Here is a 22,142-nt window from a genome sequence, read left to right as displayed (position 1 = left end):
GTTCACGCCCCGCCTGCCGCCCAAGCCTTGGGCGGGCAGAACGGCGTTCGGTCACGCATCCGCCGGGGGCGGGCCGCCGACAGGAATATCCATGCCCGGATATCCATGCCAAGGGAGGCCCGCCGAGGACCATTGGCGCGACAGGTCCCGCACAGGCGAAGGGGGCGGCCCTGCCAGGCCCGCGGCCAGTGCCGGGGCGGTTTGGCGGGGGGCGGGCCGGCGAAACGCGGGGCATAGGCCCCAAGCCGGCCCCGCCGCGCACCGCGTCCCGCAAGTTCCGGCCCGGGTCGCAATGCCGGGGGCGGGTGGGGGCGCGGTGGCGCCGGACTCCTCCACCGGCAGCGGGCGCCGCCGGGGCGACTTACCTTAGAAGAGTGACCGGGGTTCCACAAGGCCGCGGGTAGGGGGTGGCTCGCGCCATGGTGGTGGCGCTGGCGGCAAGCTGCTACCCTGCCGGCGGCGGCGCTGGGGGGCGCTGCCATCCGGACATGTCCCAGGGGGATCGGGGCCATGGCAAGCAGCGAATTCGGGGGTGGGCGGGCCGCATGGCCGCGCCGCATGGTGCTCGGCCTCGGCCTGGCGCTGCTGGCGGCGGAAGCGGCGGCGGCGGCGCCGGAGCTGCGCGTGGTGAACCGCCGCACCCGGCTGGTGCTGCACCTGCCGCCCGGCCTGCCCTGGAAGCTCGCCGCTTTCACCAACCCGGCGCGGCTGGTGCTGGACCTGCCGGGCCTTTCCTGGCAGGGGCCCAACCGGCTGCGCGGCGCCGGGGTGGTCGCCCATGCGCAGCGCCAGGGGGCCGGGCCGCGGCAGCAATTGCTGCTCAGCCTGACCGGCCCGGTGGCGCCGCCGCAGGTGAGCCAGGCCGGGCGGCGCCTGGTGCTGGAATTGCGGCCCGGGCCGGCGGCCGGCTTCGCCGCTTTCGCCGATGGCAGGGTGCTGGCTGCCGCCGCCCCGCCGCCCGCCGGCAAGCCCCTGGTGGTGCTGGACCCCGGCCATGGCGGCAAGGACCCGGGGGCGATCGGCGCCCGCGGCACCTATGAGAAGCGCATCACCCTGGCCGCGGCGCTGGAGCTGAAGCGACAGCTCGAGGCCGGCGGCCGCTGCCGCGTGGTGCTGACCCGTGGCCGCGACGTCTTCATCCCGCTCGGCGAGCGGATCGAGCAGGCGCGGCGGCGGGAGGCGGCGCTGTTCCTCTCCCTGCATGCCGACAGCGCGCCGGGCGCGCGCGGCGCCAGCGTCTATACGCTGAGCGAGACGGCGAGCGACCGGCTGGCGGCGGCCCTGGCGCAGCGGGAGAACCAGGCGGACCGCGCCGGCGGGCTGCGGCTGCCGAGCGTCTCGCCCGAGGTGCAGCGCATCCTGCTCAGCCTGATGCGGCAGGAGACGCGGAGCGGGGCGGACCGGATCGCCCGGCTGGTGGTGGATTCCCTGGACGGGCAGGTGCCGCTGCTGCCCAACACCCATCGCCGCGCCGGCTTCGTGGTGCTGAAGGCCCCGGACGTGCCCTCGGCGCTGGTGGAGATGGGCTTCCTCTCCCACCCGGCGGATGAGGCGGCGCTGAACCGCCCGGCGCACCGGGCGAAACTCGCCAAGGCGCTGGCCGAGGCGGTGCACGGGTATCTGGAGGGGCGGAGCGGGGCCATGGCCGGCCTCGGATAGCGGCGCGGTTCGGGGCGTGGCCGGCACGCAGGCCACCCCTCGCGCCGGGGTGATGGCACGGTAATCCACCCGTGCCCATATCCCTCATGTCCGGCATCGTCGCCCGCCGGCCGAGGGTGTATGGACAGGCCCATGGCTGCCCCCGACCATCGCGCCGAACCCTATTTCGAAGCCTCACCGCCAGCCGGGGGGCCGCCAGCGGAGGGCGGCCGAGGCCCGGCGCCCGAAGCGCCGCCGCCGCCACCCCGCGCCCCAAGGCCGGCCCCGCGCCGGCGGCGCCGTGGCTTCGGGTTCTTCCGCTTCCTCTTCATCCTGCTGATGGGCGGGCTGCTGGCTGGCGCGGTGGGCGGCTACACCCTGTACCGCACCGTCGATGCCACCCTGCCGGACTACACCTGGCTGGCCGACTACCAGCCGCCGCAGATGTCCCGCATCTACGCCGCCGACAGCCGCCTGCTGGCGGAGCTGGCGGTGGAGCGCCGGGTCTTCGTGCCCATCGAAGCCATTCCCCGCCGCCTGCAACAGGCCTTCGTCAGCGCCGAGGACCAGCGCTTCTGGGAGCATCACGGCGTCGACCCCATCGGCATCCTGCGCGCCGTCATCACCAATATCGAGCAGTACGGCACCGGGCGGCGGCTCGGCGGCGCCTCCACCATCACCCAGCAGGTGGCGAAGAACATGCTGGTCGGCGCCGACCGCACGCTGGCCCGCAAGCTGCGGGAGGCGATCCTCGCCATCCGCATCGAGGACGCGCTGCCGAAGGAGCGCATCCTCGAACTCTACCTGAACGAGATCTTCCTCGGCGCCCAGGCCTATGGCGTGGCCGCCGCCGCCCAGGCCTATTTCGGCAAGGGGCTGGACGACCTGACCCTGGCGGAGAGCGCCTTCCTCGCCATCCTCCCCAAGGCGCCGAACAACTACAACCCGCAGCGCAACCCGGACGCCGCCCGCGCCCGCCGCGACTGGGTGCTGGACCGGATGGCCGAGGACGGCGCCGTCACCCGGGCGGAGGCCGAGCAGGCCAAGGCCGAGCCCATCATCCCCCGCCCGGCGCGGCGCCCGGATGTGGTGCCGGTCGGCCAGCATTTCACGGAGGAAGTGCGGCGTGAGCTGGTGGCGCGCATCGGCCAGGATCAGGCGCTGCGCACCCGCCTCTCCCTGGGCCGCAGCGACAGCTCCGCCGCCGAGCTGGTGAACGAAAGCGGCCTCGTCGTCCGCACCAGCCTCGATCCGGCGCTGCAGGCGGCGACCGAAATAGCGCTGCGCAACGGCCTCGCCGCCTATGACCGCCGCCGCGGCGGCTGGCGCGGGCCGGTGGCGCGCATCGCCGCGACGCCGACCGAATGGATGCCGCAGCTCGAGGCCGTGACGAAGCCGGGCGGCATGCTGCCGGAATGGCGGCTGGCGGTGGTGCTGGAGCTGCGCGAGCGCGATGCCCGCCTCGCCTGGCTGGAGCGGCCGGATGCCCGCGGCCCGGCCCAGCCGCGCAACGCGCTGATGTCGCTGGAGGAGCTGGCCTGGGCCCGCCGCGCCCTCAGCGAGGGCCGGCTAGGCGCCGCGCCGCGCCGCATGGCGGATGTGCTGGCGGTGGGCGATGTGGTGATGGTGGAGGTGCTGCCTGCCATCCCCGCCCAGGGCCGCACCGCCGGCCGGCCGGAACGCCTGGCGCTGCGCCAGATCCCGCAGGTGGAAGGCGCGATCGTCGCGCTGGACCCGGCGACCGGCCGCGTCCAGGCCATGGCCGGCGGCTGGTCCTTCGACAAGAGCCAGTTCAACCGCGCCACCCAGGCGCAGCGCCAGCCCGGCTCCTCCTTCAAGCCCTTCGTCTACCTGCCGGCGCTGGAAGCCGGCGTGCCGCCCAACCAGCGCTTCCTGGACGGGCCGATCGAGGTGATGACGGCCCAGGGCGTCTGGCGGCCGGCGAACTACACCGCCGGCTCCTACAATGGCTATGTCAGCATCCGGACGGCGCTGGAGAAATCGCTGAACCTCGTCACCGTCCGGGTGGCGCAGGAGGTCGGGATCGACAAGGTGGCGGACACCGCCCACCGCTTCGGCGTCATCGACAACATGCCGCGCTTCCTCTCCATGGCGCTCGGCGCCGGGGAGACGACGGTGCTGCGGATGGCCGCGGGCTATGCCAGCTTCGTCAATGGCGGCCGCCGCGTCACGCCGACGCTGATCGACAGCGTGCAGGGCGCCCGCGGCCAGGTGATCTGGCGCAGCGAGGCGCGGCGCTGCGATGGCTGCGGTGCGCCGAGCCCCGATGCCGGCCCCCCCGAGCTGGTGGACGACCGGGCGCAGATCACCGACCCGATCGCCGCCTACCAGATGGTGAACCTGCTGGCCGGGGTGGTGCAGCGCGGCACCGGCACCCGGGCCGGCCAGGGGCTGAACCGGCCGATCGCCGGCAAGACGGGCACCACCAACGATTATTTCGACAATTGGTTCGTCGGCTTCACGCCCGACATCGTCATCGCCGTGTGGATGGGCTTCGACGACCCGCACACCCTGGGCAATGGCGAGACCGGCGGCGGCAATGCCGCGCCGATCTTCCGCGAGGTGCTGGAGGCGGCGCTGCGCGGCAGCCCGCCGGTGCCCTTCCGCGCGCCGCCCGGCGTGGCGCTGGTGCGGCTGCCGGACGGCACCATGGAAGCCTTCCGGCCGGGGACGGAGAACAGCGCCCGGGCGCCGGATGATGGCGGGGAAGGCAGCACGGCCGTCGGGGATCGGGGCCTGGGCGGGCTGTACTGAAGGTTTGCGGTCGGACCGTCGGCTCTGGAGCGTGATCGGTTGAGGCCGAATCGACCGAAACCGTGAATCACGCGAGCGAACAATGAGCTAGAGCAGATCGCCGGAGGGCGGCATCGCCCGGAGGCGTGAATCTGCTCTACCATCAATAAGATAGAGCGGGGCGGGTGAGCGCAGCTCAACCGATCCCGCTCTGAAGCTCAAGCTTTCCAAAACCTCTGCTGCCTTTGATGGGGGGAGCCCGAGGGGGGCGAGGCCCCTCTCGGCACCCGCAATTCGAAGCATGCCCCCCGCCCCGCCGCCGCCAATTGCAGCGTCCCCCCTGCCGCCTCCGCCAGCCGCCGCGCGATGGGAAGGCCGAGCCCGGTGCCGCCGCTCGCCGCCGCCGTGGTGAAGAACCGGTCGAAGACCTGCCCGGCGATCGCTGCCGGGATGCCGCCCCCGTCATCCGCCACGCGCAGCACCACGGCATCGGCCTCGGTACGCCACTCCACCCGGCAGGCGGCATTCGGCCCGGCATGCTGGCGAGCATTCTCGAACAGGATGCTGAGGATGCCGCGCAGCGCTTCGGCGCCGATCCCGGCTTCCGGTCCCGTCCCCGCCGGCCAGGCGATGGCCAGCCCCGCCGCCTGGAAGGGGGTTGCCGCCTCCCGCACCGCCTCGGCCACCGCACAGCGCCCGGCGGCGCCGGCGGGCGGCGCCTCGGCCCGCGCCAGTTCCAGCAGCCGCCGCACCAGCCGTTCCAGCCGCCCGACATCCGCCGCCGCCTGGCCGAGGAAGCGCGCCCGCTCCGCCGGCGTCATCGTCGCCGCATGGTCCTGCAGCAGCTCCAGCGCCCCGGCCAGGCCGGCGAGCGGCGTCTTGAAGCCGTGCCCCACCTCGGTGGCGAAGTCGCGGATGGTCTCCGCCCGGCGCTCCAGCGTCGCGGCCATGGCGGCGATGGCGGCGGCCAGCTCATCCGCCTCCCGCACCGCGCTGCGGCGGGGGCGGGGCGGCGCGGAGGGGGCGCCGGCCGCCACCGCCTGGGCAGCCCGGGTGACGGCAGCGATCGGCCGGGCGACGGTGTAGGCGGCCCCCGCGGCCCCCAGCGCCGCCGCCGCCAGCAGCCCCAGCCCCAGCCCGGCCAGTGCCCGGCGGTGGCCGTAGAGCGCCTGGTCCAGCGTCGCCGGGGTGCGGGAGAGCAGCACGGCGCCGATCGGGGTTGCGCCGTCCAGCACCGGCAGGGCGAGGAAGACGCGCAGCGCGGCGCCGCGGCTGATGGAGGCGGGGCCGGGCACCGGCAAGGTGGGATCGGCGCGGCGGCGGAGGCGGGAGGCGGGCTGGCCGGCAAGCGCCTCCGCCACCTCCTCCAGCGCGGCCAGGGAGAGGCCGAGTTCGCCCCCCGTGCTGGCCACCACCACCCCGGCGGCGTCCAGCACCCGCATGGCGGCGAGCGTCGTGCGCTGCGCCTCCGCCAGCACCGGCTGCAGCGCCTGGCCGGCGGCCAGCGCCGGGGCGGCGGGCGGGGCCAAAGGCGGGGCGGCCGGCGGGGGCGGGGGCAGGACGGGGTCCCGCGCCAGGTCCAGCATGGCGGCGCGCGGCGCCCAGCCGGCGGGCGGTGGCGCCGGCGCCTGGCCGGCCCCGGCCAGCCAGGCGGCGCGCCAGGCGGCGGCGATCACCGCGCCCTGGCCCATCAGCTCCGTCTCCGTCTGCCGCACCAGCGCGCTTTCGTAGAGCCGCAGCAGCCAGATGCCGCCCAGCGGCAGCACCAGCAGCACCAGGTTCACCGCCAGCAGCACGGTGCGCAGCCGCGGCTTGAAACGGCGCCAGCCGGGGGCGCGCGACGGGGCGGCGCTGCCGCCATCGCGCCGCGGCATCAGGCCCGGCATCGCCGCCTGTTCCGCCGGCCCGTCCGGCGCGCCGCCATCGGCCGCCGGTAGCACGGGGGCTTCGCCGCCTGCCCCGAGGACCCGTCCGGCACCCCGCGGCCATGCCCCGGCGGCGCGCCGGGTGCCGTTGCCGGCCCCGCCGGCCCGCCCCGCGCGCCGCCATCGCCCTCCGGCAGCGCGCCGGGCATCCCCGCCGTGCCGCTCAGCGCCCCGCCTCCGCCAGGAAGCGATAGCCGAGGCCGTGCACCGTGCCGATCGGCGCGCCGCCGGCCGCGGCCAGCTTGGCGCGCAGATGGCGCACATGGCTGTCGATGGTGCGGTCGCTGACGATGCGGTGGTCCGGATAGGCGACCTGCATCAGCATCTCCCGGGTGAAGACCCGGCCGGGCTGGGCGGCCATGGCGCGCAGCAGGGCGAATTCCGTCACCGTCAGGGGCAGGGCGGCGCCCTGCCAGCGCGCCTCGAACCGCTCCGCGTCCAGGGCGAGCGGGCCCTGGGCTGGGGCGGGCGGCGGCGCGGCCTCCTGCCGCCGCAGCCGGGCGCGGATGCGCGCCACCAGCTCCCGCGGGCTGAAGGGCTTCACCATGTAGTCGTCGCCGCCGAGCTCGAGGCCCAGGATGCGGTCCACCTCCTCATCCCGGGCGGAGAGGAAGATGACGGGCACGGCGGAGGATTGGCGGAGGCGGCGGCAGACCTCCGTCCCCTCCATCCCCGGCATGGCGACGTCCAGCACGACGAGATCCGGCGCCTCCCGCGCGAAGGCGGCCAGGGCGGCGGGGCCGTCCGCCGCCTCCACCGCCGTGAAGCCGGCCCGGGCCAGGGCGAAGAGGATGACGCTGCGGATATGCGGGTCGTCGTCGGCGACCAGGATCTTCGGCATGGGCCTGACACGGGGCTGCACGGGATTTGCACCAAACTTCCCCGGGACCTGCAAGGCCGCTTCGTCAGGGCTGCATGCGGGGGCTGCAGGCTGGCGCGGCCTGAAGAGGAGGTTCCACGCCATGTCCGATGCACCGCCGGCCGCTGCGGCGCCACCCGGCATCCTGCCGCGGCGCCCGCTGCTTTCCGGCCCCATGCGCCGCCTGCTCTCCCTGGGCGTCCTGTTCGCCCTGCTGCAACTGCCGCAATGCATGGTGGGCAAACTGATCGACGAACGGCAGCAGCGCCAGGCGGAGGCCCGGCTGGAAATCGGCGGCGCCTGGGGGCCGTCCCAGGCCGTGCTGGGCCCGGTGCTGGTGGTGCCCTGGGAGCGCCCCGGCCGCACCGAGCCGGAGCGCGGCACCCTGACCCTGCTGCCGCAGCGCCTGGAGGCGGAGGCGAGCCTGGCGCCGGAGACCCGCCGCCGTGGCCTGTTCGCCGCCGTGGTCTACACCGCGCGGATGGGAATGCAGGCGCAGTTCAGCCTGCCGCAAAGCCTGCCGCCCGGGCTGGCCACGGCGACGCTGCGCTGGCCGGAGGCGGAGCTGGTGATCGGTGCCAGCCAGTGGCGCGCCGGCACCGCCGCGCCGGCGCTGGAAGCCGCTGGCCGGGCCCTGCAGCCCAACCTGGTGGAGCCGCCCGGATGGAGCTGCCAGAGGATGGGGCTCATGCGCTTCCCGCTCGGCCTGGATCGCCCCTTCGAAGGCAGCTTGCCGGTGCGGGCGCAATTGGAGCTGCGCGGAGCGGACATGCTCCGGCTGCTGCCCCTGGCCGGCCAGGTGGCGCTGACGCTGCGGGGCGAATGGGCCAGCCCCAGCTTCCTCGGCACCGAATTGCCGCAGGAGGTGACGCAGGACGGGACAGGGTTCCGCGCAAGCTGGGAGACCGGCCTGCACCCGCCGCTGCTGCGCCTGGCCGGGCCGGATTGCGAGGACAACCGGAGCCTTGGCGTCACGCTGCTGGAAGCCGTGCCGACCTACCGCATGATCAACCGCACAGCGAAATATGCCATGCTCTTCCTGGCCCTTGGCCTGGTGACCTACCTGCTGTTCGAGCAGGTGGGGAAGCTGCGCCTGCACCTGGCGCAATACGCGCTGCTGGGGCTTTCGCTGGTGCTCTTCCCGCTGCTGCTGCTTGCCTTCGGGGAGGCCCTGGGCTTCGCCCTGGGCTATGCGCTGAGCGCCGCCATGGTGCTGGGCCAGGCCACCGCCTGGACCGGCGCGGTGACGCGGCGGGCGGGGCTGACGGCGCTGTTCGGCGCCATGCTGGCAGGGCTGTTCGGCTTCATCTACGTCGTGCTGAGCCTGGAGAGCTACGCGCTGCTGGCCGGCGCCATGGCCCTCTTCGCCGCCCTCTCGGCGGTGATGCTGGCGGCGCGGCGGGTGAATTGGGAAGGCTGAAGCGTGATCGGTCGAGGTCGACTCGACCGCAGCCATGAATCGGGCGACCGAACAACGAACTGGAGCGGGACGGGTGAGCGAAGCTCAACCGATCCCGCTCTAGTGTCCTGCCTGCTGCGTTCGCTGGATTTCCAGCGAACGCAGCGGACAAGCAGGCCATTGAAACCAAAAGCCAGTGGCCCGAGACCGAATTCCGCAGGACTGCGGAATCGGGACACCAGGAAAGCCCGATGTCTCCCGCTGACGGCGCGGCCGCCAGCGGGAAGCGCCGCCGGCTAAGCCACCTGGTCCGCGAGGCGGTCCAGATGCCAGGCGGTGTCGCCGAACATGTGCTCGATCACCATCACCCGGCGGAAGTAGTGGCCGACGGCGTATTCATCCGTCATGCCGATGCCGCCATGGAGCTGCACGGCATTCTGGCTGACGAAGCGCCCGGCCTGGCCGACGCCGACCTTGGCCATGGAGATGCTGCGGGCGCGCTCGGCCGGGTCCGTCTCGCTCAGGCTCATGGCAGCGAGCATGGCCATGGAGCGGCCCTGCTCCATCGCCACCAGCATCTCCGCCGCGCGATGCTGCAGCGCCTGGTTGTCGCCGATCGGGCGGCCGAATTGCTGGCGCGTCTTCAGGTAGTCCAGCGTCATCGCCTGCATGGCTTCCATGGCGCCGATCACCTCGCCCGAGGTTGCGGCGATGCCGGCTTCCACCACCCGTTCGATGACCGGCAGGGCCTGGTCCTGCGGGCCGATCAGCCTTGCCGCGACGCCGGAGAGCGACAGCTCCGCCGCCCGCGTGCCGTCGCGCAGCGCATAGCCGCGGCGGAGCAGGCCCTCCGCCTCGCCCTCCACGAGGAAGAGAGAGATGCCCTCCGCCTCCTCCCGGCTGCCGCCGGTGCGGGCGGAGACCACCAGCCGGTCGGCGCAATCGCCATGCAGCACCACGCTCTTGCCGCCCTCCAGCACCCAGCCGCCATTGCGCGGCGTGGCGGTGGTCAGCACGTCGGTGATGTCGTAGCGGCTCTGCCGCTCGTAATGGGCGAAGGCCAGCTTGCACTCGCCGGCGGCGATGGCGGGCAGGATCTCCTCCTGCAGCGCCGTGTCGCCCGCCTCGCGGATGGCGGTCGCGCCCAGCACGACGGTGGCGAGGAAGGGCTCCAGCACCAGGTGCCGGCCGAAGGCCTGCTGCAGCAGCAGCACATCCACCGCGCCGCCGCCGAAGCCGCCGAACTCCTCCGGGATCGGCAGGCCGAGCAGGCCGAGCTCGGCATAGCGGGCCCAGAGCGCCTCGCTCCAGCCCGGCGCCGCAGCCAGCAGCTTCTTGCGCTGGTCGAAGGCGTATTCATCGGCCAGCAGCCGCGCCACGCTGTCGCCGAGCAGGCGCTGGTCGTCGGTCAGGTCGAAATCCATCTCACGCACCTTTCGCGGCGGTCGCCGCCCGCGCGGCGGGCTGGGTCTGACGTTGCCTGTTGCCCTGAAGCGGCTTCGCCGCTTCAGGCTGTGTGGAGCTTGGGGAGGGCAGCGAACCGGGGTCCCCGCGGCGCCGCGCAGCGGCGTCGTGGGGCGCTAGAGTCCCAGCACCGCCTTGTTCAGGATGTTCTTCTGGATCTCGTTGGTGCCGCCATAGATCGAGGCGGCGCGCAGCATGAGATAGGCGGGCGCCATCTGCGGCGCCCATTCGGGCAGCAGCGCCGGCTCGTTGGTGAGCTGCGCCAGTTCCTGCGTCCAGGCCGGCATGGCCTGCGGGCCGCCGACATCCATCACCAGCTCCGAAGTGCCCTGCAGCAGCTCCGTGCCCTTGATTTTGAGGACGGAGGAGAGCGGGTCCGGCCGCCCATCCTTCGTCTTGTCATAGGCCGAGACCACCCGCATCTGGGTGATCTCCAGCGCCTTCATGTCCACTTCCAACTGCGCCACGCGGGTGCGGAAGCCGCGATCCTCGATGAGCGGCTTGCCGTTCATCCGCACCTCCCGCGCCACCTCCTTGGCGAAGCGGACGCGCTCCTTGGACTTGCCGAGGCGGGCGATGCCGGTGCGCTCATTGCCCAGCAGGAATTTCGCCACGGACCAGCCGCGATTCTCCTCGCCGACCAGGTTCTCCGCCGGCACCTTCACATCGGTGAAGAACACCTCGTTCAGATGGTGGCTGCCATCGATGGAGATGATCGGGCGCACTTCCACGCCCGGCGTCTTCATGTCGATGAGCAGGAAGGAGATGCCCTCCTGCTTCTTCGCCGCCTGGGGGTTGGTGCGCACCAGGCAGAAGCACCAATCGGCATTGTGCGCCGTGCTGGTCCAGATCTTCTGGCCGTTGACGATGTAGTGGTCGCCCTCCTTCACCGCCCGCGTCTTCAGGCTGGCGAGGTCGGAGCCGGCGCCGGGCTCGGAGAAGCCCTGGCACCACCATTCGTCGAGGTTGGCGGCGGCGGGCAGGTAGCGGCGCTTCTGCGCCTCGGTGCCGAACTGGATCAGCACCGGGCCGAGCATGGTGACGTTGAAGGAGAGGATCTCCGGCGCCGGGGCGGAGAGGTTCTCCTCCAGGAAGATCATCTTCTGCACGGAATTCCAGCCGGGCCCGCCCCATTCCTTGGGCCAGGAATAGGCCGCCCAGCCGCGGGCGTTCAGGATGCGCTGCCAGGCGATGGTGTCCTGCTTCCGCGGCGGGTAGCCGAGGCGCATGCGCTCCCGGATGTCGCGCGGCAGGTTCTCGCGGATGAAGGCGCGGACTTCCTCGCGGAAGGCGAGCTCTTCCTCGGTGTAGCGCAGATCCATGGGCGGTTCCTCCGGCGGGGAAGTCTGGCGCCGGAAGGCGGGCAAGTCGAGAGGGGCTTTGCCCCTCTCGAGCTCTCCCCACCAAAGGCCGAAGGGCCTTTGGAAACCACGAGTTTTGCGCCTCGACCGACGGGTCCAGACTCAAGGGTTCAAAGGGCCCTTCGGCCCTTTGCGGGGAGAGTTTGAGAGGGGCAGAGCCCCTCTCAAGCCGCCGCGAGCTGCCTGACCCCCAGCTCCTGCAACGCCTCGCCGATCGCCGCCACCGCCCCGCGCATATCCTCGGGCGTAACGGCCCCGACGCAGCCGATGCGCATGGTCGGCGCCTTGGTGTTGTAGAAATTGCTGATCAGCACGCCCCGCGCCTTCAGCGCATCGACAAAGGGCTGCAGCGCGAAGGCGGGGTCGGCCGGCTGGTGGATGGTGACGATCACCGGCCCCTGGTGCTGCCGCGTCAGGTAGGGCGTCAGCCCCAGCGCCTGCACGCCGTCATACAGCACCCGCATATTCGCCGTGTAGCGCGCCAGCCGCGCCGGCTGGCCGCCTTCCTGCGCATGCAGGTCCAGCGCCACCCGGAAGGCCGCCAGCGCCTGCACTGGCGGGGTGAAGCGGAAGCTGCCCCAACCGGCCCGCAGCGCATGCTGATAGACATCCGCCAGGTCGAAGGACCAGGAGCCGGCCTGGCCCTGGCTCGCCTCCAGCCGGTCCACCCGCGCAATGGCGAAGCCGATGCCCGGCAGCCCTTCCAGGCATTTGCCGGAGGTGAAGAGCAGCGCATCCAGCTCCGGCTGCTCCGCCAGCGACATGGGCAGCGCGCCGAAGGCGGAGACGGAATCGAGGATCATCCGCCGCCCCGCCGCGCGCACCACCGCACCCACGGCCTGCGCGTCGTTAACGATGCCGCTGCCCGTCTCGTTCTGCACCATCACCACATGGGAGATGCCGGGCTCCGCCGCCAGCGCCGCCGCCACCGCCGCGGGCGCCACGCCCTCGGTATCCACCGCGTGCAGGGAGACCACCTCCCGCCCCGCCTCGGTCGCCAGCCGCACCGCGCGTTCCGCATAGGCGCCGTTGCGCGGCACCAGCAGCTTGCCGCCGGCGGGGATGAAGGTGCGGATCGCCGCCTCCATCATGAAATGGCCGCAGCCCTGCAGGCAGAGCGTCGCATGCTCGCCGGCCACGCCGCCGGCCAGGTCGCGTACCCGCTCGCGGATTTCAGCGTAGACGGCGCGGAAATCATTGTCCCAGGGGGCGTAGTCCAGCGCCATGGCGGCGCGGGTTTCGGGCCGGGTCTGCACCGGCCCCGGGATCAGCAGCAACATGCGGGGCACCTATCAACCTGCCTGAGGGGATAGCGCATCCGCCTCCGACAACAAAAGGCCGCCGATCTCGCGCTTCAGCTTCTCCCGGATCGCCGCGGCGAAGGCCGGGTAGTCCGGGCAGTGCATGGCGAAGCTGCCGGGGCCGCCGATCACCTCGGCGACGTAATGCTGCAGCAGGTCGGGCTCCTCGTTCAGCACCGCCAGGGCGTTGATCGTCACCCCGGCGGCGACGCCGATATCCCGCACCGGCCCCGGCGGCCGCCCCTGGTTGTGCCGCCCATCCCCCGAGACATCCATCACCTGCCGCGTGGAGTCCGCCGGGCAGCGCGCCAGCAGCGCCAGGCCGGCGGCCATCCCCTCGCCCGGCGCCGTCGCGCCGGGCTGGGGCAGGCGCGGGGCGGCGTCCATGGACGCGGCCAGCGCCTCCGCCGCCGCCGCATCGCCGACGCGCATCCAGGGCACCGCCACCTCCGGCCGGCCGCCGCCCTGCGGCATGGGGGACCAGGCGCCGGACCAGAACAGCATGGCCACCGCAATGCCGCCGCGCGGCCCGGCGGTGCAGAGCGCCTGGATCTCCTTGTCCCGGAAGGCCGCGGCATAGCCGCCCAGCATCAGGCCGAATTCCTCGTAATCCACGCTGGCCGAGACATCGACGGCGAGGCAGAGGGCGAGATCGACGGGCGTCATCGGCGGAACGGTCTCGACCTACGGTTGCAAATCGCCGCGGCAATACCGGATAGATAGCAAGGCCAGACGAGGACCACGCCCCTGTTCTCCTTCCGCCGCCGCGCCCGGCTGGGGGCGCTCTGCCTCTTCCTCTGCCTCGCCGCCTGCGCCCCCCGCCAGATGATGGCCCCGGTCGAGGGCAGCTACCGCATCCTGCGCAGCCTGCCCTACGCCGAGGGCAATCCCCGCTTCACCGCCGATGTCTACGTTCCGCACGGGGCGGCGCCGGGCGGCCGGCCCCTCATCGTCTATTTCTATGGCGGGCTTTGGACGGTGGGCACCAAGGAAGAACCCACCAGCGCCACCCTGCCGGAGGATCTGGCGGCGCGCGGCGCGGTGGTGGTGGTGCCGGATTACCGGCTCTATCCGGAAGTCGCCTTCCCCGCCTTCATTCAGGACGGCGCCCTGGCGGTGCGCTGGGCGGCGGAGCATGCCGCGGAATGGGGGGCGGATCCCAGCCGGATCTACCTGGCCGGCCATTCCACCGGCGGCTACATGGCCCTGCTGATCGGGCTGGACCGCCGCTACCTGGCCGAGGCCGGCTTCGGCGACCACCGCCTCGCCGGCCTGATCGGCGTCGCCGGCATCTATGAGCGCTGGCTGTTCGAGCACCGGATCATGCGGCCGATCTTCGGCGAAAGCCCCGATCGCCGGGTCTACCTGCCCGCCAGCCATCTGGGCCGGACGCCGCCGCCCATGCTGCTGCTGGCCGGCCGGCTGGACGTGATCGTGACGCCGGACAACAGCGAGAAGCTGGCCGAAGCGGCGCGGGCCGCCGGCGGCGAGGTGGAGCTGAAGCTCTATGGCGGCGTGGGGCATGAGGGGATCCTCATGGCCGGCCCCTGGCTGCCCAGCCTGGCCGGCACGCCCAACGACATCGCGGACTGGGTGCGGCGGCGGGAGGCGATGGCGCGCACCGCGTCGCGCTGAGGCGCGCCATGCATCGTGACGCCGCATGACGGCCATCGCGGGCAGCTCGCGGCAGTGGCGCCTGAATTCCTCGGCGGGACAGCGCCGGCATGCCCGCCGCGCTGCCTCGTGCCCGGTCCTGCCGCACAGGCCTCGCCCGGCGCCCCGCCCGCCGGCAGCCGAGCGCGCCGGACGGTGCACGCGAATGTGAGCAGCGCGGGCGCCGGCGCGGACTAACTGGAAGGACGGGGGAGGAGAGCGCCCTGCCCGGGCGCCCCCCGATTTTCCAGGAGGCTGTCATGGCCACCGCCCAGACCGCGCATCCCTATTACGACCTCTTCGTCGCCAGCCTGGTGCCGCGCATGGCGCATGGCCCGGCGCATGACCACGACCCGCCACCGCCGCATCTGCTGGCCCTGCCCGGCACCCTGCCGGAAGCCCAGCAGGTGCTGGATCTGCTGCTGGGCGCCGATCGCGACGTGCGGCAGGACCAGACGCACGCCGCCGCCATCAACCTGGATCTGGCGGAAACCAGGCTGCGCCTCGCCCTGGCGCATGGCAGCGTCTCGCCCGGCCAGGAAGGCGCGCTGGCCAGCATCGCCCTGGCGCGGGAGGAAGTGGCGCGCGGCCGCACGGACCGCGCCTGCGCCGCTCTGGCCTGGGCGCTGAAGCAGCTCCAGCGGCCGATCTGAGCGCCCGGCGCGCTCAGAAATACCCCAGGGCGAGGATGCCGTCCGGGCCGGGATCCTCGCCCACCAGCTTGCGGCCGATGAGGTCGCGCAGCGTCTCCGAGGCGCCGCCGCCGAGCGAGCCGTAGCGGGCGCCGCGATAGAGGCGCGACACCGGATATTCGTCGGTGAAGCCGAAGCCGCCATGGAGCTGCACGGCCTCGTTCGTCACCCTGATCGCCATCTCGTTGCAGAACACCTTGGCCGTCGCGGCGAGGAAGGGATCGGGGAAGGGATTCGCCGTCCAGCAGGCGCGGTAGAGCAGGCCGCGCGCCGCCTCGATGTCCTTGTACATGTCGGCCAGCTTCCAGCGCACGCCCTGGAAATCGGCGATCGGCTTGCCGAAGATCGGCCGGTCCCGGGTGTAGCGCAAAGCCTCGTCGAAGGCGCCTTCGGCGAGGCCGAGGCTGATGGAGGGGTTGAGGCAGCGCTGGGTGTTGAAGGCGGTCAGCAGGCGGCGGAAGCCATCCTCGCGGAGGACGAGGTTCTCAATCGGCAGCTCGACATCCTCGAACTGCACCTCATGCAGGTTCTCGCCGCCCATGGTGTGGTAGGTGCCGGTCACGGCGAGGCCGGGCGTGCCGCGCTCGATCAGCACGCAGCCGATGCCCTCGCGGCCCGGCCTGCCGTCGATGCGGGTGAAGACGACGAACATGCCGGCTTCCTCGGCGCGGCTGATCAGCGTCTTCGCGCCGTTCACCACCACGCGGTCGCCCTTCACCACGGCGTTGGTGCGGTAATTCGCCACATCGGTGCCGGCATGCGGCTCCGTCATGCAGATGGAGAGGATGCAGTCGCCGCTGACCACAAGCGGCAGGATGCGGGCGCGGATGCTCTCCGGCGCGTATTTCGCGATCACACGGGTCTGCACCCCGGCCTCGCCCAGCACCGCCATGGCGGTAGGGTAACAGACCTTGGCGATCTCCTCGAGGATCAGGGCGGTTTCGAAGACGGGCAGGCCAAGGCCGCCATATTCCTCCGGCACGGTCATGCCGAGCACGCCGAGCTCGGCCAATTCCTTGATGTTCTCCCAGGGGAAGGTGCCGTCCATCCAGCGCAGGGCGCGCTGGCGGAAATTCGCCTGGGCCAGCTCGCGCACGCTGCCGACGAGCTGTCGCTGGGTGTCAGAGAGACGGAATTCCATCGCTGCCTCCTCCCCCTCCTCCGCTTTGCGGGGGAGGGTTGGGGTGGGGGGGGTGTCGGGGCCGGTGGGAGCGTACTTCGAAAAGCGAGGGGCTCAATCGCACCCCCCCACCCCTTCCCTCCCCCGCAGCGCGGGGGAGGGAGATGCTCTAGCCCCGGTATTGCGCGCCGGCATCCACCTCGATGGTGGTGCCGGAGAGATAGCCGCCGCGCGGGCTGGCGCAGAACACGGCGAGGTCGGCGATCTCCTCCGGCTTCCCGGCACGGCCGAGCGGCAGGCCGCTCAGCATCTCCTCCCAGCGGCTCTCATCGCCCCATCTCGTCTTCGCCCGCGATTTGGAGAGGGTGATGATGCGCTCCGTCATCGTCGCCCCCGGGGCGATGCCCACCACCCGCACATTGCTGTCCGGCGCCTTGCCGCCCAGCGCCGCGGTGAAGGCGATCAGCGAGGCATTGCCGGCGGCGCCGCAGATGTAATCCGCGCGCGGGGCCCGGCCGGCCATGCCGATGATGTTGACGATGACGCCGTCCTGCTTCGCCTCCATCCCCGGCAAATAGAGCTGCGTCAGATGGATGTAGCCGAAGACCTTCAGCGCCCAGGCCTGCTGCCAGCGCTCCAGCGAGATGTCGTGCACCGTGCCGCCGGGAATGGCGCCGGCATTGTTCACCAGGACGTCGATCTGCGGAAAGGCGGCGTGCATCGCCTGGCGGGCGCCGGCATCGGCGAGGTCGGCGGCGTGGATCGCCACGTTCACGTTGTGCCGGGCGCGGATGCCGGCGGCGGCCGCCTCCAGCGCGGCGGCGTCGCGCGACGCCAGAACCACATCGCACCCCGCCTCGGCGAAGGCATGGGCGCAGGCCTGGCCGATGCCCTTGGAGCCACCGGTGATCAGCACGCGCTTGCCGGCGATCTGCATGTCCATGAACGTTCTCCCCTCATGCCCGGCGTTCTTGAGGGAGGCTCTGCCTCCCTCAAACTCCCACCGCCAAAGGCCGAAGGGCCTTTGGAAACCTTGAATTTCAGGCGCGACGGTCGAAGCGCAAAACTCAAGGGTTCAAAGGGCCCTTCGGCCCTTTGCGGGTGGAGCTCGAGGAGGGCAGCGCCCTCCTCGACACAACGCCTCAGGACAGAAGGCTACAGCCGCGGCGCGACTCCGGAAACCCCGGTCGCCTGTTCCAGCGCCGCCAGCGCCAGCAGATAGGCGTAGCGCGCCTGGTTGGCCTGGATGCGCGTGGCGTTCAGGGTGCGCAGCGCATCCAGCGTATCCAGCAGGCTGCGGCCGCCGGCCAGATAGGCCTGCTCCGTGCTGCGATAGGCTTCCTCCGCCCGCCCCAGCGCCCCGCCGGCATAGAGGTCCGACAGCGCCTTGGCCTGCTCGTACCCAGCCCAGGCCGCGGCGAAATCCGCCCGCGCCTGCAGCAGCGTGGCGCGCGCCTGGGCCTCCGCCTGGCCGCTCTGCGCCGCGGCCACGCCGACATTCCCCTCGACGATGCGGCGGGTGAAGATCGGCACGGAAAGCTGCAGGCCGAAGCTGTTCACCGCATCGATCCGGTCGCGCGATTCCGGCAGATCCTGGGAGAGCCGGGACCGCGCCCAGCTCCCGTTCACCGTCACGTCGCGGGACCGCCCGGCCTCGGCCAGCAGCCGGTTCGCCTCGGCGGCGCTGAGCTGGCGCTGCGCCGCCACCACATCGGCGCGGCTGGCCACGCCCTGGGCCAGCGCGTCCCGCCCGATGCCGAGCGGCGGCGCCTGGTCGAACCGCCCGCGCAGGTCGAAGGCCACGGGCGAGAGCACCGCCCGCGCCGTGGTCGGCGCCGCGCTGGGCCCGCCGCCGGGCGCGGCGCCGAGGCCGGGCGGCATGGGCGCGATCTGCCCCGCCCCCGGGGTGAAGGCCGCCGGGTCCGCCGCCAGCAGCGCCGCCACCGCGGCGACGCCGGCGGCATAGGCCTGGGCGTTGTTCGTCACGTCGCTTTCGAATTGCAGCCGGCTGGCCTGGAAGCGCAGCAGATCGCCTTCCGGGATGGCGCCGTCGCGGAGCTGGCGGCGCAGCAGCGCCTCCGTCCGGTCCAGGCTGGCGCGGTTGCCCAGCGCCACTTCCAGATTCGCCCGCGCCAGCAGCGCGCCGAGGAAGGCCTGGCGGAGCTGGAAAAGCTGGGTGCGGAGCGTGTCCAGCACCAGCGCCTCCGCCTGCCCGATCTGCTCCTCGGCGATACGGGTGCGCAGCTCCCGCTTGCCACCCCGCTCGATCAGGACGGCAAGGCCGACCGCGATATTGTTGCCGGGGGAGAACAGCCGCGCGCCGCGCGTGCCGCCCCGTTCCGTCTCGACGAACTGGCCGATGGTGTTGCCGACCGAGACCTGCGGCGGCGGCAGGGCGGAGGCGACCAGCCGCTGCGCCCGCGCCGCATCCACCCCGCGCCTGGCCGCGACCAGGGCCAGGTTGCGCTCCAGCAGCAGCGCCTCGGCCTCCGCCAGGGTCAGCGGCCGGGCCTGGCCCAGCGGCAGGGGTGCGGTGCCGAGGGACGCGGCGGGCGGCGGGTTGCCCGGCACGCCCTGGGCCAGCGCCCCCAGGGGCGCCAGCATTGGCACCGCCAGGCCGCACAGCACCAGCCCCATTCCCGCCCGCGGCAGGCCCAAGCTCCGCACGCCCCAGCTCCGCATGCCCCCGCCCCTCACGCCCGCACCGCCCCGGCCCCCGCCCGGGCCTCGGCGCGCCGGATGTGGCGCGGCTTGCCGAACAGGTCGATGGCGGCGGGAAAGACCACCAGGATGAAGAGCGGCACCAGCCCGATGCCCCCCACCACCACCAGCGCCAGCGGCTTCTGTACATCGGCGCCGATGCCAGTGGCCAGCGCCATGGGCAGCAGCCCGGTGAAGCTGGCGAAGCAGGTCATGAAGACCGGCCGCATCCGGTCCCGCCCCGCCTGGTCCAGCGCCATCCGCCAGGGCATCCCCTCCAGCCGCAAATGGTTGAAGTGGGAGAGCATGATGATGCCCTCCATCACCGTGATGCCGAAGAGGGCGAGGAAGCCGATGGCCGCCGGCACGCTGAAATTCAGCCCCGCCACGGCCAGCGCGGCGACGCCGCCGGTGATGGACATCGGCACGATGCCGAAGACCAGCAGCGTCTCCCTGAGGTTGTTGAACTGCACGTAGAGCAGCACGAGGATCAGGCCGAGCGCCGCCGGCACCACCACCGTCAGCCTGCCGATCGCCTCCTGCAGGTTGCGGAACTCGCCCAGCCAGTCGAGGCGGTAGCCGGGGGGCAGCTCCACCAGCCGCTCCACCGCCGCCTGCGCCTCCGCCACCGTGCTGGCGGGATCGCGGCCGCGCACGCTGAAGCGGATGGGCACGTAGCGGCTGGCATCCTCCCGGTAGATGTAGGAGACGCCGGAGACCAGGCGGATATTCGCCACATCCCGCAGCGTCGCGCCGCTATCCCCGCCCGCCGGGATGCGGCCGATGGCGTCGAGGTTGTCCCGGAAGGGCGCGTCCAGCCGGACCATGATGGGGAAATTGCGGTCGCCTCCCGGCTCGTAGAGCCGCCCGGCCTCCCGCCCGCCGATCGCCGCCTGGATGACCTGGTTGACGTCATCCACCGAAAGCCCGTAGCGGGCCGCCCGGGCGCGGTCGATCTGCACCGCGACGGTCGGCTGGCCGAGCGAGCGGAAGACGGCGAGGTCCGCGACACCAGGCACCTGCGCCACCACCTGGCGGATCTCCTCCGCCTTGCGGGCGATGATGTCGAGCTCCGGCCCGTAGACCTTGATGGCGTTGGCGCCCTTCACGCCCGAGGCGGCCTCCTGGACATTGTCCGAAATCGCCTGGGAATAGCTGAATTCGATGCCGACGAATTCGCGGGACAGCCGCTCCTGCATGGCATGCACCAGGCCATCGCGGTTGCGGGCGGTGGTCCACTGGTCCGGCGGCTTCAGCGGCAGGAAGAATTCGGCGTTGAAGAAGCCGGCGCTGTCGGTGCCGTCATCCGGGCGGCCCTGCTGGCTGGTGGCGGTGATGACTTCCGGGAAGTCCAGCAGCACGCCGCGGATGCGGTTCACCGTGGCGTTGCCTTCCTCCAGGCTGATCGTGCCCGGCATGGTGGCGCGGACCCAGAGATTGCCCTCCTCCAGCGTCGGCAGGAATTCCGCGCCGAGGCTGGAGAGCAGCAGGAGGGAGGCGGCGAAGAGCCCGGCCGCCAGCAGCAGGCACAGCGCCCTGGCCCGCATGGCGGCGGCGTAGAGCCGCTGATGCCCCCAGCGCAGCACCCGCACCAGCGGGGTGTCGCGTTCCCGGCTGTCCTCCCGCAGCAGCGCCGCAGCCAGGGCCGGGGTGATGGTGAAGGTCGCGAGCAGCGCGCCGATGATGGCGTAGGCATAGGTCTTCGACATCGGGCCGAAGATCCGCCCCTCGATCCCGCCCAGGGTGAAGAGCGGGATGAAGGCGGCGATGATGATGAGGGCGGAGAAGAAGATCGCCTTGTCCACCTCGCCGGCCGCCCGCAGCACGGTCAGCGAGAGGCCGGAGAGGTCGCGGGAACTGGCCGGCGCCACGTAGCGATGCGCGTGGCTGCGGGCGAGGCCGAGATGGCGGTAGATATTCTCCACCATGATGACGGTGGCATCGACCAGCAGGCCGAAATCCAGCGCGCCGAGGGAGAGCAGATTGGCGCTCTCCCCCTTGCTCAGCATCAGCAGGATGGCGAAGAGGAAGGCGAAGGGAATCGTCGCCGCCACCACCATGGCGCCGCGGAAATCGCCGAGGAAGAGCCACTGGATGATGAGGATGAGGGCAACGCCCTCGATGATGTTGTGCACCACCGTACGGGTGGTGAGCTTCACCAGATCCTCGCGGTCATAGAGCGGGACGATCTTCACCCCGGGCGGCAGCACGCCGCCGGCATTGATGCGCTTCACCTCAGCCTGCACGCCATGGATGGTGGGCAGGGTCTGCTCGCCGCGGCGCATCAGCACGGTGGCCAGCACCACATCGTCATCCTCCGCATGCCCGGCGATGCCGAGCCGCGGCAAATTCCCCACCTCCACCGTGGCGATGTCGGAGAGCAGCACCGGCACCCCGCCGGCAGCGGCGGAGACGACCACGTTGCGGATATCGTCGAGGCCGCGGATCAGGCCGATGCCCTGCACCACCGCCGCCTGCGGCCCGATGCGGATGGTCCCCGCCCCGACCGTGGCATTGCCGGCGCGCACCGCTTCGATCACCTGCGGCAGGCCGAGCCCATGCGCCGCCATCCGGCGCAGATCGATGACGACGTTGTAGCTCTTCGTCAGCCCGCCGAAGGAGGTGACGTCCACCACGCCCGGCACCCGCTTGAAGCGGCGGTCCAGCACCCAGTCCTGCAGCGTCTTGAGGTCCGCCAGCGAATAGCCGGGCGGCCCGACCAGGCGGTAGCGCATGATCTCGCCGATCGGCGAGAGCGGCGAGATCTGCGGCTGCACCCCCTCCGGCAGCCCGTCGATCTGCGAGAGGCGGTTCAGCACCTGCTGCAGCGCCTGCTCATAGGTGTAGTTGAAGTTGAACTGCACCCGCACGTCCGAAAGCCCGAACAGGCTGGTGGAGCGCACCGAGGTGAGGTTGGGCAGCCCGGCCATCGCCACCTCCACCGGGATGGTGACGTAGCGCTCGATCTCCTCCGCGCTCTGCCCCTGATTCTGGGTGATGATGACGACCTGCGGCGGCACCGGGTCCGGATAGGCCTCGATGTTCAGCCGGGTAAAGCCGACCAGCCCGACCGCGATGAAGACGAAGAACAGCAGGATGACCAGCGGCCGGCGCTGCAGGGCGAAGGAGACGATCTGGCGCATGGGGTTCTTTCCGCAACTCAGGCGGCATGAGGCAGCGAAAGGGGGCCGGCGCGGCCCGCCGCGCCGGGCTGGTGGCCTGAGTCCGCAGCCCTGCGGACTTCGGACTCAGGACACCAGGCTTTGTTTTCAGTGG

At 72.3% G+C, this 22,142-nt stretch carries 15 protein-coding genes; 5 read left to right on the top strand and 10 right to left on the bottom strand.

Annotated elements, in window-relative coordinates; translation table 11 throughout:
• Positions 1-510: 510 nt before the first annotated feature.
• On the top strand, positions 511-1,659 hold the full coding sequence (locus tag E5N76_RS22405) for an N-acetylmuramoyl-L-alanine amidase family protein (RefSeq protein WP_149539554.1): 1,149 nt from the start codon (positions 511-513) through the stop codon (positions 1,657-1,659).
• A 318-nt stretch (positions 1,660-1,977) separates the two neighbouring features.
• Positions 1,978-4,413 carry a penicillin-binding protein 1A gene (locus tag E5N76_RS22400; protein ID WP_149539553.1) on the top strand — a complete coding sequence of 812 codons (2,436 nt, stop codon included), beginning with the start codon at positions 1,978-1,980 and terminating at the stop codon, positions 4,411-4,413.
• 197 nt (positions 4,414-4,610) lie between these two features.
• Here the strand turns inward: E5N76_RS22400 and E5N76_RS22395 are convergent, their stop codons facing one another.
• Together E5N76_RS22395 and E5N76_RS22390 are read right to left on the bottom strand one after the other, a co-directional pair.
• On the bottom strand, positions 4,611-6,332 hold the full coding sequence (locus E5N76_RS22395) for a sensor histidine kinase (protein ID WP_235907826.1): 1,722 nt from the start codon (positions 6,330-6,332) through the stop codon (positions 4,611-4,613).
• Positions 6,333-6,480: 148 nt separating this feature from the next.
• Entirely contained in the window at positions 6,481-7,158 is a 678-nt protein-coding gene (locus tag E5N76_RS22390; protein WP_149539552.1) for a response regulator transcription factor, read from the bottom strand.
• Between the two features lie 121 nt (positions 7,159-7,279).
• Between E5N76_RS22390 and creD the strand changes: the two genes are divergently transcribed.
• Positions 7,280-8,596, top strand: coding sequence for a cell envelope integrity protein CreD (creD, locus tag E5N76_RS22385; RefSeq protein WP_187830330.1), 1,317 nt, complete (start codon positions 7,280-7,282; stop codon positions 8,594-8,596).
• A 275-nt stretch (positions 8,597-8,871) separates the two neighbouring features.
• Here the strand turns inward: creD and E5N76_RS22380 are convergent, their stop codons facing one another.
• The 4 genes from E5N76_RS22380 to E5N76_RS22365 all read right to left on the bottom strand — a co-directional run bounded on the left by E5N76_RS22380 (position 8,872) and on the right by E5N76_RS22365 (position 13,367).
• Positions 8,872-9,999, bottom strand: a complete 1,128-nt coding sequence (locus E5N76_RS22380) for an acyl-CoA dehydrogenase family protein (protein WP_149539550.1) — start codon at positions 9,997-9,999, stop codon at positions 8,872-8,874.
• Positions 10,000-10,155: 156 nt separating this feature from the next.
• Positions 10,156-11,361: an acyl-CoA dehydrogenase family protein gene (locus tag E5N76_RS22375; protein WP_149539549.1), complete on the bottom strand. Its 1,206-nt coding sequence runs from the start codon at positions 11,359-11,361 to the stop codon at positions 10,156-10,158.
• A gap of 203 nt (positions 11,362-11,564) precedes the next feature.
• Positions 11,565-12,680, bottom strand: coding sequence for a 2-aminoethylphosphonate--pyruvate transaminase (locus E5N76_RS22370; RefSeq protein ID WP_149539548.1), 1,116 nt, complete (start codon positions 12,678-12,680; stop codon positions 11,565-11,567).
• Positions 12,681-12,692: 12 nt separating this feature from the next.
• Positions 12,693-13,367, bottom strand: coding sequence for a DUF1194 domain-containing protein (locus tag E5N76_RS22365; protein ID WP_149539547.1), 675 nt, complete (start codon positions 13,365-13,367; stop codon positions 12,693-12,695).
• 159 nt (positions 13,368-13,526) lie between these two features.
• Here E5N76_RS22365 and E5N76_RS22360 point away from each other — a divergent pair, with 159 nt between their 5' ends.
• Together E5N76_RS22360 and E5N76_RS22355 are read left to right on the top strand one after the other, a co-directional pair.
• On the top strand, positions 13,527-14,336 hold the full coding sequence (locus tag E5N76_RS22360; protein ID WP_149539546.1) for an alpha/beta hydrolase: 810 nt from the start codon (positions 13,527-13,529) through the stop codon (positions 14,334-14,336).
• A gap of 278 nt (positions 14,337-14,614) precedes the next feature.
• Positions 14,615-15,007: a hypothetical protein gene (locus E5N76_RS22355; RefSeq protein ID WP_149539545.1), complete on the top strand. Its 393-nt coding sequence runs from the start codon at positions 14,615-14,617 to the stop codon at positions 15,005-15,007.
• A gap of 13 nt (positions 15,008-15,020) precedes the next feature.
• Here E5N76_RS22355 and E5N76_RS22350 read toward each other — a convergent pair whose 3' ends face one another.
• From E5N76_RS22350 to E5N76_RS22335, 4 genes are all read right to left on the bottom strand, one after another.
• On the bottom strand, positions 15,021-16,187 hold the full coding sequence (locus tag E5N76_RS22350) for an acyl-CoA dehydrogenase family protein (RefSeq protein ID WP_149539544.1): 1,167 nt from the start codon (positions 16,185-16,187) through the stop codon (positions 15,021-15,023).
• 148 nt (positions 16,188-16,335) lie between these two features.
• Positions 16,336-17,109: a short-chain dehydrogenase/reductase gene (locus tag E5N76_RS22345; RefSeq protein ID WP_149539543.1), complete on the bottom strand. Its 774-nt coding sequence runs from the start codon at positions 17,107-17,109 to the stop codon at positions 16,336-16,338.
• Between the two features lie 212 nt (positions 17,110-17,321).
• Positions 17,322-18,833 (bottom strand): TolC family protein, encoded by a 1,512-nt coding sequence (locus E5N76_RS22340; protein ID WP_187830329.1) that lies wholly within the window; start codon positions 18,831-18,833, stop codon positions 17,322-17,324.
• Between the two features lie 26 nt (positions 18,834-18,859).
• Positions 18,860-22,009, bottom strand: a complete 3,150-nt coding sequence (locus E5N76_RS22335) for an efflux RND transporter permease subunit (RefSeq protein ID WP_149539541.1) — start codon at positions 22,007-22,009, stop codon at positions 18,860-18,862.
• Positions 22,010-22,142 lie beyond the last annotated feature (133 nt).

The sequence above is a fragment of the Siccirubricoccus phaeus genome, from assembly GCF_008360935.1.
Classification (GTDB): Bacteria; Pseudomonadota; Alphaproteobacteria; order Acetobacterales; family Acetobacteraceae; genus Siccirubricoccus; species Siccirubricoccus phaeus.
The sequence above is the reverse complement of the archived record's forward strand: the minus strand, read 5'-3'. Positions and strand labels throughout refer to the sequence as shown.